The 17230-nt window shown below is 41.4% G+C and carries 16 protein-coding genes; 8 read left to right on the top strand and 8 right to left on the bottom strand.

Annotated elements, in window-relative coordinates:
- Positions 1-241 precede the first annotated feature (241 nt).
- Entirely contained in the window at positions 242-1102 is an 861-nt protein-coding gene (gene truC / locus L2748_RS17275) for a tRNA pseudouridine(65) synthase TruC (protein ID WP_220783065.1), read from the bottom strand.
- Positions 1103-1127: 25 nt separating this feature from the next.
- Complete coding sequence (locus tag L2748_RS17280) at positions 1128-1445, bottom strand: YqcC family protein (RefSeq protein ID WP_220783066.1); 318 nt, start codon at positions 1443-1445, stop codon at positions 1128-1130.
- A 124-nt stretch (positions 1446-1569) separates the two neighbouring features.
- Between L2748_RS17280 and L2748_RS17285 the strand changes: the two genes are divergently transcribed.
- Both L2748_RS17285 and L2748_RS17290 read left to right on the top strand, forming a co-directional pair.
- Complete coding sequence (locus L2748_RS17285; protein ID WP_220783067.1) at positions 1570-2583, top strand: DUF3549 family protein; 1014 nt, start codon at positions 1570-1572, stop codon at positions 2581-2583.
- Positions 2580-2975: a DUF3301 domain-containing protein gene (locus L2748_RS17290; protein ID WP_220783068.1), complete on the top strand. Its 396-nt coding sequence runs from the start codon at positions 2580-2582 to the stop codon at positions 2973-2975. Before L2748_RS17285 ends, L2748_RS17290 begins: the two co-directional genes overlap by 4 nt.
- A gap of 1253 nt (positions 2976-4228) precedes the next feature.
- Here the strand turns inward: L2748_RS17290 and L2748_RS17295 are convergent.
- Together L2748_RS17295 and L2748_RS17300 are read right to left on the bottom strand one after the other, a co-directional pair.
- Entirely contained in the window at positions 4229-4528 is a 300-nt protein-coding gene (locus L2748_RS17295; protein WP_220783069.1) for an Mpo1-like protein, read from the bottom strand.
- The gene (locus L2748_RS17300; protein WP_220783070.1) at positions 4521-5159 is read right to left on the bottom strand and encodes an N-acetyltransferase; all 639 of its coding nucleotides are present in this window, start codon (positions 5157-5159) and stop codon (positions 4521-4523) included. The genes L2748_RS17295 and L2748_RS17300 overlap by 8 nt, the downstream gene beginning before the upstream one ends.
- Positions 5160-5368: 209 nt before the next feature.
- Between L2748_RS17300 and L2748_RS17305 the strand changes: the two genes are divergently transcribed.
- The gene (locus L2748_RS17305; RefSeq protein ID WP_220783071.1) at positions 5369-5602 is read left to right on the top strand and encodes a DUF2789 domain-containing protein; all 234 of its coding nucleotides are present in this window, start codon (positions 5369-5371) and stop codon (positions 5600-5602) included.
- Positions 5603-5626: 24 nt separating this feature from the next.
- Here L2748_RS17305 and L2748_RS17310 read toward each other — a convergent pair whose 3' ends face one another.
- Positions 5627-5998 (bottom strand): DUF3192 domain-containing protein, encoded by a 372-nt coding sequence (locus L2748_RS17310; protein ID WP_220783072.1) that lies wholly within the window; start codon positions 5996-5998, stop codon positions 5627-5629.
- Between the two features lie 158 nt (positions 5999-6156).
- On the opposite strand from L2748_RS17310, the gene L2748_RS17315 reads away from it, so the two are divergent.
- The gene (locus L2748_RS17315) at positions 6157-6510 is read left to right on the top strand and encodes a DNA-binding protein (protein ID WP_220783073.1); all 354 of its coding nucleotides are present in this window, start codon (positions 6157-6159) and stop codon (positions 6508-6510) included.
- Complete coding sequence (locus L2748_RS17320; protein WP_220783074.1) at positions 6510-7283, top strand: Zn-ribbon-containing protein; 774 nt, start codon at positions 6510-6512, stop codon at positions 7281-7283. The genes L2748_RS17315 and L2748_RS17320 overlap by 1 nt, the downstream gene beginning before the upstream one ends.
- A 366-nt stretch (positions 7284-7649) precedes the next feature.
- On the opposite strand, the gene syd is transcribed toward L2748_RS17320, so the two are convergent.
- Positions 7650-8291: a SecY-interacting protein gene (gene syd, locus L2748_RS17325; protein WP_220783075.1), complete on the bottom strand. Its 642-nt coding sequence runs from the start codon at positions 8289-8291 to the stop codon at positions 7650-7652.
- Positions 8292-8350: 59 nt separating this feature from the next.
- On the opposite strand from syd, the gene queF reads away from it, so the two are divergent.
- The gene (gene queF / locus L2748_RS17330) at positions 8351-9208 is read left to right on the top strand and encodes an NADPH-dependent 7-cyano-7-deazaguanine reductase QueF (RefSeq protein ID WP_220783078.1); all 858 of its coding nucleotides are present in this window, start codon (positions 8351-8353) and stop codon (positions 9206-9208) included.
- Positions 9209-9312: 104 nt separating this feature from the next.
- On the opposite strand, the gene L2748_RS17335 is transcribed toward queF, so the two are convergent.
- Positions 9313-10230 (bottom strand): LysR family transcriptional regulator, encoded by a 918-nt coding sequence (locus L2748_RS17335; RefSeq protein WP_220783076.1) that lies wholly within the window; start codon positions 10228-10230, stop codon positions 9313-9315.
- A gap of 250 nt (positions 10231-10480) precedes the next feature.
- Between L2748_RS17335 and L2748_RS17340 the strand changes: the two genes are divergently transcribed.
- Positions 10481-12466, top strand: coding sequence for an alkyl/aryl-sulfatase (locus tag L2748_RS17340; protein WP_220783077.1), 1986 nt, complete (start codon positions 10481-10483; stop codon positions 12464-12466).
- 62 nt (positions 12467-12528) lie between these two features.
- Here L2748_RS17340 and L2748_RS17345 read toward each other — a convergent pair whose 3' ends face one another.
- Positions 12529-13503, bottom strand: coding sequence for a 4'-phosphopantetheinyl transferase family protein (locus L2748_RS17345; RefSeq protein WP_276516351.1), 975 nt, complete (start codon positions 13501-13503; stop codon positions 12529-12531).
- 511 nt (positions 13504-14014) lie between these two features.
- Here L2748_RS17345 and L2748_RS17350 point away from each other — a divergent pair.
- Positions 14015-16915 (top strand): TonB-dependent receptor domain-containing protein, encoded by a 2901-nt coding sequence (locus tag L2748_RS17350; RefSeq protein WP_220782215.1) that lies wholly within the window; start codon positions 14015-14017, stop codon positions 16913-16915.
- Positions 16916-17230: the final 315 nt, after the last annotated feature.

Below are 17230 nucleotides of genomic sequence, written 5' to 3' on the forward strand. Positions count from 1 at the left end.
AGTTATAATGGCGGCTTGACCCCAAATGAATCTGAACGAAGATTTTGGAATACGTACAAGTCCGTGTCCAGTTTTACTTGACCACTACAAATACTAGCGCACTTACCAACAACTTTAGTGGCACTGCGTCAGCCAAACCCAAAAAGTCATAATCCATCGTTTATATAAATTTTAATAAAACAAAAAAGCCGTAACACAATCAATGCTACGGCTTTTTTGTTTTAACGGTATTAGGCTTTATTCAAGCAATATCCAAGGATAATTTATCGTTGGCTAATTGTTCATCATGCCAGCCAAGCCCGGCAAATAAATCTAACCATTCTTGTTCAAGCTCTGTCTCAACACTCATACGCTCGCCAGTACGAGGATGATTAAAAGACAACTTTTTAGCGATGAGCCACAAACGGTTAACGCCAAAATGAGTGCGGAAAAACTTATTTTGCTTACCGTCACCATGGGTCGTATCACCAAGAATTGGGTGACGTAAATGCGCCATATGACGCCTAAGTTGGTGTTTGCGACCGGTATGCGGAGAGAGGTGAACTAAACCGTAACGGCTCGTAGCATAGCGCCCAGATGGAAATGGGATCTCACTGTTTAGTAATGGCTTGTATGACGTTACAGCGTCTTGAGCCGCTTTGTTAGGATCAACATCTTTATCACCTAAATCGTCGAGCTCTTCTTTAAGCGGGTAATCAAGTGTGGCAGCTTCATGCATATTGCCACGAACCAGTGCAAGATACTCTTTGTCAACCGAGTGTGCAGCAAACTGCTCACACAGTGCATTAGCCATCTCACTGCTTTTAGCAAACAACAAAATACCCGATGTAGGGCGATCTAAACGATGCACCGGAAACACATGACAACCAACAAGATCACGGGTTAATTGCATGGCAAAAAAACGCTCTCGGCGAGCAAGATAACTGCGGTGCACTAAAAGACCTGCAGGCTTGTGGATCACCACAATGTCGTCATCTTCAAACAGTACTTCTATATGCGGTGCAATCTCTTGCTCTTCTTCGGCAACAGACTCATCTAAAGGCGCTTGTTCAAATAAGGGCTCTTCTGATTGTTCGCTTATTTTTTGGGTTGTATCACTCATTGAAAACTCTCTTGTAAGCCTGTTATTACGCCTTACTAACTAGTCTATCTAGCTCTGTAAGAATAGAAATAATATGACGATAATCAGTTTGCTTTGCCCAAACATGTTCGGCCATTGGTGCAATATTCATTGCAGTAGGTAATGGCATATTATTATCTAAAATCTGATGCAGTCTGGGTAAAAATATAAACTGTAACCACTGCTCAAACGGCATAACATCACAGGCAAATGGCGTTGTACTTGCGAGTGCTCGCTCGCTTGGCGGCGTATCACTTAATAAACCTTGCTTACCCAGCTCAACCTCTAAAGCCAGCAACTTGTCTTTTGCTTTTACTGTTATCAAACTGCCCTCTCTTGCTGCGGCTTACAGCGACTATTATTGGCGCTGGAAAATTAACGCGCGATGATACCATCTCAGCAGACTTATCCCTATAATATGCGCTAATTTTCCTACACTCGATAACGATATGACACAGATAACGACCCTAAGCGACTTTTTAAAAACTGCTAATACTCAATTCCAAGTTTATGACATGGGGCGTCGAGTACAACATATCGATATGATGGCTTTTCATCAGATAGAAGAACTGCATTGCCCTTATCCTTCACCTATTCAAGGTCATGCACAGTTTGCAATTGTATTTTGGGATGCCAGCCAGCAGCACTATATTTGGTTTATAAAACTCCCCCTCGATGAACGGGGACTATTATCGCCAGCCCCACGTACCCAGTTTATTAAGATGATTGTTGAAGCCCTTGGTCGCGATCCAACTCAGCCACTCACTGAGCAACAACAAGAACAGATGGCTAATCACCCATTTAATTTCAAACCTACGCAAGAGAAACTCGCGGTCTTTAATGCCTTAGTGAGAAAGCAGCTTGGTGAAAAAGCATCGCCGCAATATGAGTTCGCTTATCAATACTTATCTGGTCAGCACCCAAGTGAACAATGGCAAAATATTGGCTTACAGGGAATTGCCGATGTTTGTGTAAGAAGTCAGGAGCTAGATCACCAAAGCATTTTAGTTGATGGTTTTAATAATTGGGCATTAGAAGTCAAAATAGCCGTGTGTCAGTGTTTAGAGCACTTAAATATTGAAGACTCGCTAGCAGAAAAAGTACTCCAGCAACTGCAAATTGCACAACTGACCCACAAACCTTATTTTCTTCGTGGAATCGCATCTCAACCAAAACTAGGCCAACAAGCGGTTGCTGAATTAGACGTTGCAGGCCAATTATCAGCTGAAATGCTAATTACCATTGCGGCCCGTAACTGGTCAGTCTTAAAAGATGAGCAAACTCTCACTATCTACTTAGAAGCCTTAGCAAAACAACCGCAGCACTTCTTTAACCAGATTTTTGCTGATATTGTGGCTATTCCATTAATTCGCACCCAGCTACTTAGCCAATTGCGAAACCCTGATCGCAGTGCAGAATTAGCAGCTGCTATTGGTGGATTATTCAAGGTAACGAAAGGATGATGACAGATTTTTTAATAATTGCCTTAGTGATAATGATCGCTGCTTTTTTCTGGCAATTAAGACAAATGGCAGAACTAAGCCGAATATTCACCAATAAAGAATGCAAAAAGCAAAAAGTACAACTGCTCGCTATTGCTCAAGAGTCGGCAAAACCTAGCTTAGGTGGCAGCAGTGGTTTAACTTGGAAAGTAAAGTACCTGTTTGAATTCAGTACCGACGGTATCAATCAATATCGCGGAAGCCTATGGATGCACGGTAAAAAGATCCAAAAGATTCAATGGCCAATCTTCCCCGAACCTGAGTGGCATGAAGCACCTGAAGCTAAAGGTTCTGTTGGTGGAGGTTGTGGTGGCCGTTCTCGCGGTAACTGTAGCTCGGGGAGCTGTAAGTAGGTATTAAAAGTGTGCCGGCGATAGTCGGCATACCAAACTAAAGCATAAAATAAGCAGCCCTTAAAGAAGTAAAGGCACGGCCCACTAGGGGTCGTGCCTTTTCTGTCATTGTGTAAGCTCATCCTGCTATGCGAGTGCTCCCTGCACCATCCATGCGTAACTTAGCTCCTTGCTTCGTCCTTGTCCTTTTAATCCCTGTACCTTACGATACGAATCCATTCTCTTGATAATCCATTTATCAAGCTTACTCTATCCTGAGTGTGTCCAGCGTCTTCCTTGAGCATCCATTCATATACTATCCATAGTATGCCACCTTCCTAGGTAACAAAACGTCCATCCTGGATTATCCGGCTAGTCCCTAGTCGTATTGACAATCAATCCTTGATTGCCTCTTCCTTGATAGTCGTCCCTTTAATCGTCGCTCCATCGACAATCATCTTTGTCCCTAAATCTTCCTTTAACCATGCTTCCTTGCACAATTAAATAATAATCTAAAATCTCACCCAAAGGTGGCACCAAACATTTATTTAACATACCACTTATAAAGCGATTCGCACCAATGTTCACCCAACTAGCTGGTTTTTATTGAAAAATAATAAAAAAGCAGATTATTTCTGTATTTTTTGGATAAATATCTTACGCGCTTGTAAGAGATCTCTCACAAAGTTATAAGCTAATAATCTAAAAAGTGCCAATACGGAAGAGGCGCACCTATTGGTGCGCCTCAGTACAGCTTTATTTTAGCTTTCCCGCTATATATATGCGATCCCTGCATCATCCTTGGTTAACTTGCTTCCTGCTTCTTCCTTGTAAATCCTTTTATGTCCTTGTATGTAAACATACTGAATCCTTTCATTAGCTTATCCTAAGCTAAAATCCCCATCCTGAGGTTGTCCTATTTGCATCCTGCAAATTATTACCACTTGAATATTTTCAGCTAACATTCGCTTTATCCATAAAGCATTTAACTCAAGATAATCATAGTCAGTAATAAAAAACTGATTTAAACCAGATCCTTTCAGCGCTCTTCAGTTTCTGGTAGCCATTTTATCCCTACGATGGAGAAAATACTGCCCAAAAGAGTAAGGACACATAAAGCAAACCAAAGAGAAACAATGTAGCAACACCACAAACAGCTGATAAATATAGACTTAAAGAGGTAATGCAATAAAGTCTGCAACTTGTGAATATTCATATCTCACAGTAACGTGAGAGATCTCTTACAAAGAAAGTATCCGAAAACCAATTTGCCATTAATCTCTGTTAGTTAACGCCTTAAATAGCATTACCCAATCAGCCATAAAGCTATATAGTGGGTATTGAAATGTGGCTGGACGATTTTTCTCAAAAAGGAAGTGGCCAACCCAAGCAAAGCCATAACCAATAACAGGTAATAACAACAGCATGATCCATTGCTGGGTAAACAAAATTGCGATGCCTATCACCAAGACTAATGTACTGCCTATATAGTGTAGACCTCTACAGGTTTTATCTTGATGTTGGGACAAGTAGAACGGATAGAATTCGGTAAAAGAGGCATAACGCTTATTCATTGACAATCCCCCGATAAAACAATAGTTCCCCGTCTACATTACCAATTTTCAGCGATTCTACTATTTCAAAGTGATGCCGACGAAATAATCCAATATGAGCAGGTAAATTGACAAAAACACCAACACCATCAAGATGTGGTTGCTCGTCACACCAACTCTGTACCGCGGTAATGAGTTGTCCGCCATAACCTTTTCGCTGCTCTACATTCGCAATAGCAATAAATTGTAATATGCCACACTGGCTGCTAGGTAAGTTTTCAATAATTTGATGTTCTTTTTTAATCAGGGCTTGAGTAGAGTGCCAACCGGCACTTAACAACATCTTTAATCGCCAATGCCAATACCGCGCTTCGCCCAATGGCACTTGCTGGGTGACAATACAAGCTACACCCACCATGCGTTTTTCAGCGAAAACGCCAATAAGCGCCTGCTCTTGCTGCCAAAGCTCATTAAGTTCCTCTCGAATTGCACCACGTAACTTTTGTTCGTACTGTGCTTGATCCCCAGTAAACAGTGTTTCTCTAAAGAACGGATCATCATGATAAGCGTTATATAAAATCGAGGCCGCAATACGTAAATCTTCAGCAGTTAGGTATACCGCACGACAATCTTCCATGGCTTGTTTTTGCATTGTTATTATCCTTAACCAAGATCACACAACACCAATGTAACAAGAATGTTAGAAAGTGCAATTAATAACCAATATTAAATAATCAGAAACAATCAGCCATATGTTAGAATCCGGTATTTAGCTGTCACCAAGTTAGCAAGCTAAGTTTGTCTGATGAAAACAGCATTTATCAGCCATACTTAAATAACGTCATTATGTAGAGCGCTATTATGGATACAACTCCCCAAGATCTATCACACCTGTTTTTACAACTGGGACTCGCGAATGACGATGAGGCTATCGAAAGGTTTATTAGCGGGCATCAGTTACCCAGTAATATATTGCTACAACAAGCGCCGTTCTGGACGGCGTCGCAAAAACATTTTTTAGCGGAGTCGTTGAGTGAAGATGCCCAGTGGACCGAAGTTATTGACCAGCTGGACACCTTATTAAGAAGAGCATAATCTTATGCTTTATATCTAGCAGAACTAGATTTTGCTGTAAGCCATCTCACCCCAACCAACAACTGAGTTATTGCTTATCACCACAGGAGTACATTCATCCTTTGTGGTCTTACCATCACCATGGGTACGCTGAGTGCGGTAGAAAAGCACGTAAACTTCTTTATCTTGTTGGATATAAGCTTCATTAAAATCAGCCGTTCCCATTAAAGTAACCACCTGATCTTTTGACATGCCTAAGGCGATCCTTGCCAAATTGTCACGATTTTTATCCTGAACTTTTTCCCAAGCCCCATTATTATCCCAATCAGATTCTCCATCACCAACATTGACCACACACCCCGTTAGCCCTAAGCTTGCAATCCCGAAAAATGCTAAACCTAATAATTTATTTTTCATTTTAACGCCCTGTAATCATTTTGTTTTTAGTTTCAATTGAAAAGCAAATAACATACCAGACAGTAAGCCATTGTTTTAATAGGTTTATTTTTATTATCTTATGTTCTGTTTGGATTACAATAATGAAAAACACCAATGAGTAAGGAATTTAACTAATCATGAGCCCATTAGAACAAGTGCTAGCTGCGGCCAAAAAGCTATATGACGACGGCAAAGAGCCGAGTTTAGCGCTCATTAAAACCAAATTAGGTAATAGCATTCCTATGCGGGTATTAATTCAAGGTTTGCAGCAATTTAAATCGTTAAGCGAACAAGATAAGCAAGCTATATCAAGTACAATATCGAGCCCAGCAACGCTAAGCCAAGCAAATAGCACCTCTACAGCTCATGCTGATAAACTGGTACAGCTTGAAAATGAGCTTAGTGAATTAAAAGCTGAACTTAGTACACTCAAACAGCAGTTTGATCAGTTTAAACAGACTCACATAACCTCTGAAAGGTCCGAAAAATAATGCATGTTGTAGAATTAAGATTCGAATGCTTTGATAACACCACAATTACTGCAGCAGAAAAAGCCATTAATGGATTACTCGAAGCTTATCGAGCCAATGGTCAGGTTTTAGGGCGCGAATTTGCCGTAGCTTTTAACGATGGTGAATTTAAAGCGCGCATGCTAACACCAGAAAAAAGCAGCCTTTCTAAGCGTTTTAATAGCCCTTGGGTCAATAGCGCACTAGAAGAATTAACGGAAGCAAAACTGCTGGCGCCACGTGAAAAATATATCGGCCAAGATATTAATTCTGAGGTTTCTAGCCAAGACACACCAAGTTGGCAGCTGCTTTATACCAGTTATGTACATATGTGCTCACCTTTAAGAAACGGTGATACTTTACAGCCTATTCCACTTTACCAAATTCCAGCGACAGCCAATGGCGACCATAAACGGATGATCCGCTGGCAAACAGAATGGCAAGCCTGTGATGAATTACAGATGGCGGCAGCAACAAAAGCTGAATTTGCCGCACTGGAAGAGTTAACTAGCCACCAAAGCGACCTATTTAGGCGTGGCTGGGACTTGCGTGGCAGAGTCGAATACTTAACGAAAATACCGACCTATTACTATTTGTACCGCGTTGGCGGCGAAAGCTTAGCAGTTGAAAAGCAACGTCCGTGCCCAAAATGTGGCAGTAAAGAGTGGTTACTCGATGAACCTTTATTGGATATGTTCCATTTCCGCTGCGATACCTGTCGCATTGTGTCCAATATCTCTTGGGATCACTTATAATACCAATCAGTATAAACATTTAGTCACTCAGCGAGAGTTTAGCGGTTTTGAGGCAAGGCAACGAATGAAGAGCATAGTTGTTCTACGTTCAAGTTCGTTAACACAGCATCAGAATCGCTAAAACTCGCCAGTCTGGAACGTTTTTGGCTGCCTACTTCTGCGTTAAATAGCTTTATAAGGGAATAACCATTATTACAGCTATTCGCCTTGAATTAGTTTGCCAAAAATCGTTCTGAGCTGATCAAATTCTTATACTGATTGGTATAAGCCACCAAATAACTATTTATAGCTGTAAAAATGGCGCTGATACATTTCTAGTAAAAGAAAATATAAGCGCCATTTTCATCGATGTTAGATATCAGCAGACTATTTTCCGCGTAAATTAGCCCACATTAGCTTCATTCTTTGCCAAATACCAGGATGGTCAAGCGCAGGCATTGATTCTTCAACAGGCTTAACCGCTGGAGTCACTCGTGGTGTAACAAAACCAATAAACTCATTTAAAGAACCCGCCAACTGGGTACTTTGCACTTCACCTGGGATCTCAATCCATACACTGCCGTCGCTATTATTGACGGTAAGCATTTTATCTTCTTCATCTAGCACCCCAATAAACCAGGTTGGCTCCTGCTTAAGCTTTTTCTTCATCATTAAATGACCGATGATATTTTGCTGCAGGTACTCAAAATCCGTTTGATTCCATACTTGAATCAGCTCACCCGCTCCCCAAGGAGAATCAAAGAATAACGGCGCTGAAAAATAACCACCAAAAAAGGGATTTATATCTGCTTGCAGAGTCAATTCAAGAGCCGTTTCAACGTTGTCGAACTGACCTGGTTGTTGACGCTGAACGGCTTGCCAAAAAGCAGCACCATCGTTATCTAACTCGCCAACAATACAGTCAGACTCTTGCCCTTCAGCATAATATCTAGGCTGTTCACCCAATTTATCCATGTAGGCTTGTTGATATTTAGATAAAAAAAGATCTAAAGCAGGTAAAGAAGACACTTAAGCCAGTTCCAAAATCAGTTATAATAGGGGTCTATTTTGACATGGAAACCGTATTGATGACACAACATCATGATCCCTATAGTAACGCCCCCGAACTTTCTGAATTAACATTAGGAAAGTCGACAGGTTATCAAGAGCAGTATGATGCATCTTTACTTCAAGGCGTGCCGCGTAAATTAAACCGTGATGCCATTGGTCTGACGCATGAATTACCGTTTCATGGCTGTGATATTTGGACTGGCTACGAACTATCTTGGCTAAATGCTAAAGGCAAGCCAATGATTGCAATTGCCGACTTTCACCTCAGTTTTGATAGCAAAAACCTGATTGAGTCTAAATCGTTTAAGCTGTACTTAAACAGTTATAACCAAACACGATTCGATAGCGTGCAAGCTGTACAAGATCGCTTAACTGAAGATCTTAGTGCCTGTGCCGACGGTACTGTTACCGTAAAAGTGATTGAACCTAAGCAGTTTAACCACCTACGTGTAGTTGATATGCCGGGTACCTGCATTGACGATTTAGACATTGAAGTCGATGACTATAGCTTTAACCCTGACTACTTAACCGATAGTGTTGATGACAAAGTCATGGTAGCAGAAACACTGACTTCAAATTTATTGAAATCAAACTGCTTGATCACTTCTCAGCCAGACTGGGGCACAGTGATGATCCGCTATCAAGGGCCTAAGATTGATCGTGAAAAACTGCTGAGATATTTAATCTCATTTAGACAGCACAATGAGTTTCACGAGCAATGTGTAGAGCGTATTTTTGTGGATTTAAAACGTTTCTGCCAGTGTGCAAAGCTAACGGTTTATGCGCGTTATACTCGCCGTGGTGGTTTAGACATTAATCCGTATCGCAGTGACTTTGAGCATCCAGCAGACAACCAACGTCTTGCAAGACAGTAATAGCTGCTAAAAGCCAGCTTTGAAAAAATGCCTGTAAGCACCGCTTACAGGCATTTTTGTTTATTGCAATCAGCAATAATACAATCAAACGCACAAACTAAGAATTATCCAAGCCCTCGTAATTTAATCGCTAACTGTAATTGCTGTCTCAGCCAGATATTGGCAGGGTTTTGCTGTAACTTATGGCTCCACACCATGTAATACTCAATCGGCTCTGCGGCAAACGGCAGGTCAAATACCTGTAATCCAAACAACTCTGCGTATTCATCAGCATAGGATTTCGAGGCGATAGCCAAAGCATCACTTTTTGAGGCAACCGACATCATACTCAAAATTGATGATTGCTCGCTGTGCATCTGCCGTGCAGGTAGTACCTGCTTGGTAAGCAAGTCGGCAACGCTTAAGTTGTAGCGACGCATTTTAAAAATAATGTGCTTTTCATTAAAGTATTGATCTTGTGTTAAGGCACCTTGAATCCTCGGATGAGCCTTTCTCGCCACACAGACTAATTGATCCTGCATGACTTTTTGGCTCTTAAATGCAGCCGACTCCGGCAGCCAAATATCTAAGGCTAAATCAACTTTTTCCAGCTGCAGCTCCATCTGCAACTCTTCTTCTATTAATGGTGGTTCGCGAAATACGATATTGATCGCCAGATCTTGTAGCACTTGCTCTACTGTGCCTTGCAACAGTTGTATGGCAGACTCACTAGCATATACATAGAAAGTCCGCTCACTCGAAGCGGCATCAAACGCAGCAAAACTGCTAGTCACCTGTTCAATCGTTGACATAGCGGGCGCTAATTGCTGATAAAGATCCATCGCACTTGCTGTGGGTTTGACTCCCCTGCCCACTCGAATAAACAGCTCCTGTCCAACCGTGCTTTTTAATCTCGTGATTGCATTACTGACCGACGACTGAGTTAAATCCAACTCTTCCGCCGCCCGGCTAAAAGATGAAGTACGATAAACCGCGGTAAAGATTCGAAATAAATTCAAATCAAATGCTTTTTGCTGCGACATAAATATTACAGGCCTCGATGCCAAAACCAAGTGACTAAATCAAGCGAAAGCTACAGCTGTAATCTTGCAGCTATTGCCACTCAATATATTTATATTATAAATAGTAAACTCTAAGTTAGCCCTAATTATTAATCAATTCAAGTTACCTATACTGGCCTCAATTAAGCAGATGTCTCATTAGTGCCCTACAAACTAATTGCAACATTGAGACATAAGGCTTTGAACGAATTCAATCTTATAAGGGTGACTTATGAAAAAGACTCTACTTGCTATCTCAATCGTGTCAATTTTCTCATTTAATGTAACTGCAGCTCAACATGAGCATGACCACATTACAGTGCATTACCAAGGTAAAGAAGCAACAGCGCATACTATTGCTCATAATAAAGCGGTAGCAGAGACCTTAAACTTTGCCGATACTCGTGCATTTGAGCAGTCATCTAAAAACTTAGTGGCTAAGTTTGATAAAGCGACCGCCGATATTCTGCGCGCTGAATTTGCTTTTATCAGCGACAAAACTCCAGATTCAGTCAATCCATCACTGTATCGCCAGGCGCAGCTCAATATGGTGCCCAATGGCTTATATAAAGTCAGCGACGGTATTTACCAGGTCCGCGGTACCGACTTATCTAACCTCACACTTATCCGCAGTGATAATGGCTGGATAGCTTACGATGTGCTATTAACCAAAGAAGCTGCAAAAGCATCACTTGAGTTTGCGTTAAAGAACCTACCTAAAGATGGCGACTTACCTGTTGTCGCCATGATTTACTCCCATAGTCATGCCGATCACTTCGGCGGTTCTCGCGGCATTCAAGAGATGTTCCCTGATGTCAAAGTCTACGGCTCAGATAACATCACTAAAGAGATTGTCGATGAGAACGTACTTGCCGGTAACGCCATGAGCCGCCGCGCTGCTTATCAATACGGCGCAACACTCGGCAAACATGACCACGGTATTGTTGATGCTGCGCTAGGTAAAGGCCTATCAAAAGGTGAAATCACTTACGTCGCACCAGACTACACCCTAAACAGCAAAGGCAAATGGGAAACACTAACAATTGATGGTCTAGAGATGGTGTTTATGGACGCCTCAGGCACCGAAGCAGAATCAGAAATGATCACTTATATTCCATCTAAACAAGCCCTTTGGACCGGTGAGCTAACTTATCAAGGTATGCATAATATCTACACGCTGCGCGGCGCTAAAGTACGTGATGCGCTCAAGTGGTCAAAAGATATCAACGAAATGATTAATGCCTTTGGTCAAAATGTTGAAGTCCTGTTTGCCTCGCACTCAGCGCCGGTTTGGGGTAACCAAGAGATCAACGAGTTCTTACGCCTACAGCGTGATAACTACGGCCTAGTGCACAATCAAACCTTGAGACTAGCTAACGACGGTGTCGGTATACAAGATATTGGCGATGCAATTGAAGACACGATTCCAGAGTCTATCTACAAGACATGGCATACCAATGGTTACCACGGCACTTATAGTCATAACGCTAAGGCGGTTTACAATAAGTATCTAGGTTACTTTGATATGAACCCAGCCAACCTTAATCCACTGCCAACCAAGCAAGAATCTGCCAAATTTGTCGAGTACATGGGCGGCGCTGATGCCGCAATTAAGCGTGCTAAAGATGATTACGCTCAAGGTGAATATCGTTTTGTTGCAACGGCATTAAATAAGGTGGTGATGGCCGAGCCAGAAAATGATTCCGCTCGTCAATTGCTAGCCGATACTTATGAGCAACTAGGCTATCAAGCAGAAGGTGCAGGCTGGAGAAACATCTACTTAACTGGCGCTCAAGAACTTCGCGTTGGTATTCAAGCGGGCGCACCTAAAACTGCATCGGCTGATGTGATAAGTGAAATGGACATGCCGACTCTATTTGACTTCCTTGCAGTTAAAATTGATAGTCAACTGGCGGCTAAGCACGGTTTAGTTAAGATGAATGTGATTACACCTGATACCAAAGACATTCTCTATATTGAGCTAAGCAACGGCAACTTAAGCAATGCAGTGGTCGACAAGGAGCAAGCCGCAGATGCCAACCTTATCGTCAATAAAGCCGATGTAAACCGCATTTTACTTGGGCAAGTCACCCTAAAAGAGTTGCTAGCAAGTGGTGATGCCAAACTCACAGGTGATAAATCAGCCTTTAGCAAAATTGCCGATAGTATGGTGGAGTTTAATCCGGCCTTTGAGATTGTACCGACTCCAGTTAAATAAACTGTCTAAGCTTGCATAACTAAAAGTTAGAAATGAAAATGGGGCTATTCAAGCCCCATTTTTTATAGTTCAAAACCAGCAAGTAAGCTCCTAAGATCCACAGCAAACGCATTAACCCTGACTTTTTCACATGGGCCAATGCTCAATGCAAAACGATAACTTTCATCTAAGTGTCCCAGCCAGCAATGCCAATCCTTAGCGGTTATCATTGTACTTAAAGTATCTTGTTGTTCCGCAGCTTGCTCACCTGAGCCTTTGCTATCAATGATGCCTTCTGCAACATCTTCATTTAACCTGCTTTGCAATGCCAGACCGATATTTTGCAGAAATAATAACTCTTTTAAACCGACAGAGCTGTCGATGTTGTTATTCGCCCTGACATCAACACTATTGATACTGTGATCACCTTGCCAAGAATTAACAGTAAGGCTAGCCTCAAGCGCTGGCGAGAAATCAAAAGCAAAAGACTTAAGTGATAATGCAAGGCCTAGCCCTTTGGCTTTAATATAAGATTCCTTAAGCGCCCAAAGATCAAAAAAGCGCTCCCGCTGCAATTCTGCCGGCAGTGCAAGTAACGCTGCTTTTTCAGGTTCAGAAAAGTAATGGCTCAAAATTGCATGAATATTGGTACTGCTACGGCAACGCTCAATGTCGACGCCAAATTCTACAGCATCTAGGTTATTACGCTTTTCAGCGTTAGGCACACAGATCCCAACCAATAGCCAATCGCCGCTGTGACTCAAATTAAAATGAATGCCAGTTTGCTTGAACTGAGTATCAGTTAATCTAGGCTTACCTTTGTCACCGTATTCAAAGCACCACTCATTGGGCAATAAATCACTGTGCTGCGACAGCAAGGCACGCAGATAACCTCTGACCAGCAAGCCTTGAATTTTAACCTCTTGTTTAATGTAGCGATCAACCTTAACTAACTCGTCTTCAGGTAACCACGACTTTAGCAATTCAGAGGCTTGGTCATCACACTCTTCTATGGTTAAAGGGCAAAAGTATAGCGAGATCGAATAAGATTCAGGCAAAATAATCCAAAAAAATCAGTAATCTTTGTTGCCATTGTCACTCGATTTACTCTTAAAAAAAAGACTAAATATATTGTTTATTAATATAAATTTAAGCCAAATGACTACAACACAAACGAAAACCAGCCCATTTGTAATAAAATATTTACAAACTCATTGGATTTACTTCAAATAGCGAATAAACAGCCTCAAAAAAAGCATAACAACCTATAATAATAAAATAAAAACATAAACTTACATTATTGAATATTAAATAAGATATCCAAATTAAAAGATAGAAATTATACCCAGCATCAAAAACAAGAAAACAACAAAGGCACAATAAACTACAAAGATGTCAAGTATAAAAATAAAACCCCAACCAACGCACCTTCCCCCAGTAAAATAAACTACAGGGTAAAAACAAAATAATTCACATCTATTCACAAATTAACAACAAAGGTATCTTTTGCGCGCGTAAATGAGGTTATCCTGAAGTGGAAATTTATAATTAAAACATTAAGGGAATGATATGTTTTCAAACTCGAAACTTGCGCGCTCTGTAAAATTAGCGATGTCAGTCGGTTTAACGGCTTCGCTGGCCATGCCTGTATTCGCTGAGGAAAACTCAGAAGATGAACAAATCGAACGAGTAGCAGTTACCGGCTCTCGAATCGCTAAAGCTGAGTTAACTCAACCCGCTCCAATCATCAGCCTTTCAGCAGAGGAACTGGTAAAATTTGGCAATCAAGATTTAGGTAGTATTCTATCTGAATTGCCTGCTATCGGCGCAACAGATACTATTATTGGTAATAATAACAGTAACAGAGATGCTGGTACTAGCTCTGCAGATTTACGTCGTCTGGGCGCAAACAGAACACTTGTTCTAGTCAATGGTAAACGTTATGTTGCTGGTCAGCCAGGTTCTGCACAGGTTGATTTATCAACAATTCCTACTAGCATGATTTCTCGCGTTGAAATTGTAACAGGTGGAGCTTCAGCAATTTATGGTTCTGACGCTGTATCGGGTGTTATTAACGTTATCTTAAAAGAAGATTTTGAAGGCTTCGAATTTAATGCACGAACTAGTGGCTCACTAGAAGGTGTTGGGACTCAAGAGTATTCATTTGACGTCCTAGGTGGTGCAGATGTCGCAGATGGTCGCGGTAATGTAACCTTCTATGCTGGTTATGAACGTACTAAAGAAGTGATGGCTACTGATATCCGCCAATTTGACTCTTGGGGAACAATTAAGAACGAAGCCGATGGCGGCGAAGATGACGGTATTGCAGATAGACTTCGCGTACCACGCGTCTACTCAGAGATGATTAATGCTGCAGGTGTTATCAATCCATTTGGCAGCAACCGCTCAACCTTCGACCGCAATGGCAACCCTATTGCACAGCAAGAGCGTGACGGAACCAATAGCTTTGCATTTGGTTCATTCCCTAACGGTTGTGACACTTGTTTTAACACTGAATCCTACGAAAACTATATCCCTGCTGTAGATAAAATTAACGTTGGCTCATCATTTAATTTTGATTTAACAGACAATATCCAATTTTACACTGATTTCAGATACGTAAAATCAGATATTCAGCAGCAATACCAGCCTTCATTCCGTTTTGGTAACATTAATATCAATGTAGAAGATAATGCCTTCTTAAATGAAGACTTACGTCAGGAACTACTTGATGGCGGTCAAACTAATGCATCATTCGCTAAGTTCTTTGATGAATTAGGTAACCGTTCAGCAGAAAACCGTCGTGAACTATTCCGCTATGTTGGTGGCTTTAAAGGTGGTTTCGATATCAGCGAAACCATGTTTGATTATGATCTTTACTACGTTTATGGCGAAACAAATAACCGCCGTAAAACGCTTAATGATCTGATTCCAGACAACTTCGTGGCAGCTGTCGACTCTGTTATTGATCCAGAAACAGGCCTAGCGGCGTGTCGCTCACAAGTGACAAGCGCTCAAGGCGATGACTATACAGATCCAGCATCTGTAAATGGTGGTGATTGTGTTGCTTATAACCCATTTGGTTTCGGTCAAGCTTCTGCTGAAGCCCGTGATTGGGTATCAGCAGATGTAACCCGTGAAGATAAAATTACTCAGCAAGTCATCGGTGGTACAGTTGGTGCCGATTCTGAAGAGCTATTTGAGCTTCAAGGTGGTCCAGTAGCTATGGTTGTTGGTTTCGAGTACCGAGAAGAAACCTCAGGTACAACAACGGACGAGTTTACCAAAGCAGGGTTCTTAACAAGTGCTGCAACGCCAGATTCTTATGGCGAGTATGATGTAAGCGAATACTTTGTTGAAGTTAATGTTCCAGTGTTAAAAGATCTTCCTTTTGCACATGAATTCAGTCTAGATGGTGCATACCGTAATGCGGATTACTCACACGCTGGTAAAACTGAAGCGTGGAAAGTGGGTATGTTTTATGCTCCACTAGAAGAAGTCTCTGTACGTGGTACCTTTGGTGAAGCAGTACGTGCACCAAACATTGCAGAAGCCTTTAGCCCACGTTCACCAGGTTTCGGCAGAGTGTCAGACCCTTGTGACGCAGATAATATCTATGACGATCCAGATCGTGTATCAAACTGTGCAGCACTAGGTATTCCACCTGGGTTCCAGGCTAACGATAACGTGAGTGTTGATACACTGTCAGGTGGTAACCCTGATTTAACTCCTGAAACCTCTACCTCATTAACAGCTGGTATTGTTTGGACACCAACATTTACCGATAGCCTATCATTCACTATCGATTACTACGACATCGAAATTGAAGACGCAATTATCGATGTAGCAACGCAAACAGTTGCCGATAACTGTGTAGATTCAACAGGCAGCCCAGATAGTGATTTCTGTAGTCAAGTTGACCGTAATCCGACAACCTATGATATCGAACTTGTTCGTTCTGGTTATTTGAACGCTGCAGCAATGAATACCAAAGGTATCGAGTTCCAAGCTGCTTACACGTTAGATCTTGCATCATTTGATACTCCAGGTGAAGTTCGCTTTAACTTATTAGGTAACCAGTTACTCGAATTAGAGAAACTTGAGTTCCAGAACCGTCCAGATGAAATCAACGACGAAAAAGGTGAAGTTGGCGATCCAGAGCTGCAGTTCCGCCTAGGTATTGACTACCGCTTAGATGATTTAAGCGTTAGCTGGAACACACGTTATATCGATAGAGTTGTCACATACGATGTATCTGAAAATGGTGGTTCACCTGAAGATCTATCTCCAGGGCATATTCCGTCATTGACGACTCATGATCTAAGTGCAACTTACTATATCAATGAAAACTTCATGATTAATGGTGGTGTACGTAACCTGTTTGATGCGCTTCCACCAGGATACACTAACGATGCACTATATGACCTAGTTGGTCGCCGTGCATTCTTAGGTATTAAGGTAATGATGTAATTAGTTATTACACCTTCAATTAATAAAAATGCAATCTCTTGATAGAGGTTGCATTTTTTTATTTTAATCTTTAATCGATTAAAAATACTCCCACCTAGTTTGACTTCAACAAGCTAAGTTGCACGCTATTCAAATTAACATCTTAGTTACCACTTAATTTAAATACGCACAAAATCAGACACACTCCATAACACGTGACAAGTTTCACACTTTTTCTTCAGCCTTGATTTATCAACTAAAAATAGCGTTTTAGCTAACAAGTGTTCACTCAATCTGGTCGTATCTGTAATTATTCAGTCCCAGGTGATTGTATTG

The organism is Shewanella sairae, from assembly GCF_023283535.1.
Taxonomy (GTDB): Bacteria; Pseudomonadota; Gammaproteobacteria; order Enterobacterales; family Shewanellaceae; genus Shewanella; species Shewanella sairae.

What these genes read in the sequence shown, in the direction of transcription:
- truC (WP_220783065.1), bottom strand. Translation starts at nt 1,102, where the DNA reads ATGAGTGATACAACCCAAAAAATAAGCGAACAATCAGAAGAGCCCTTA.
- L2748_RS17285 (WP_220783067.1), top strand. Translation starts at nt 1,570, where the DNA reads ATGACACAGATAACGACCCTAAGCGACTTTTTAAAAACTGCTAATACT.
- L2748_RS17290 (WP_220783068.1), top strand. Translation starts at nt 2,580, where the DNA reads ATGATGACAGATTTTTTAATAATTGCCTTAGTGATAATGATCGCTGCT.
- L2748_RS17295 (WP_220783069.1), bottom strand. Translation starts at nt 4,528, where the DNA reads ATGAATAAGCGTTATGCCTCTTTTACCGAATTCTATCCGTTCTACTTG.
- L2748_RS17300 (WP_220783070.1), bottom strand. Translation starts at nt 5,159, where the DNA reads ATGCAAAAACAAGCCATGGAAGATTGTCGTGCGGTATACCTAACTGCT.
- L2748_RS17305 (WP_220783071.1), top strand. Translation starts at nt 5,369, where the DNA reads ATGGATACAACTCCCCAAGATCTATCACACCTGTTTTTACAACTGGGA.
- L2748_RS17310 (WP_220783072.1), bottom strand. Translation starts at nt 5,998, where the DNA reads ATGAAAAATAAATTATTAGGTTTAGCATTTTTCGGGATTGCAAGCTTA.
- L2748_RS17315 (WP_220783073.1), top strand. Translation starts at nt 6,157, where the DNA reads ATGAGCCCATTAGAACAAGTGCTAGCTGCGGCCAAAAAGCTATATGAC.
- L2748_RS17320 (WP_220783074.1), top strand. Translation starts at nt 6,510, where the DNA reads ATGCATGTTGTAGAATTAAGATTCGAATGCTTTGATAACACCACAATT.
- queF (WP_220783078.1), top strand. Translation starts at nt 8,351, where the DNA reads ATGACACAACATCATGATCCCTATAGTAACGCCCCCGAACTTTCTGAA.
- L2748_RS17335 (WP_220783076.1), bottom strand. Translation starts at nt 10,230, where the DNA reads ATGTCGCAGCAAAAAGCATTTGATTTGAATTTATTTCGAATCTTTACC.
- L2748_RS17340 (WP_220783077.1), top strand. Translation starts at nt 10,481, where the DNA reads ATGAAAAAGACTCTACTTGCTATCTCAATCGTGTCAATTTTCTCATTT.
- L2748_RS17350 (WP_220782215.1), top strand. Translation starts at nt 14,015, where the DNA reads ATGTTTTCAAACTCGAAACTTGCGCGCTCTGTAAAATTAGCGATGTCA.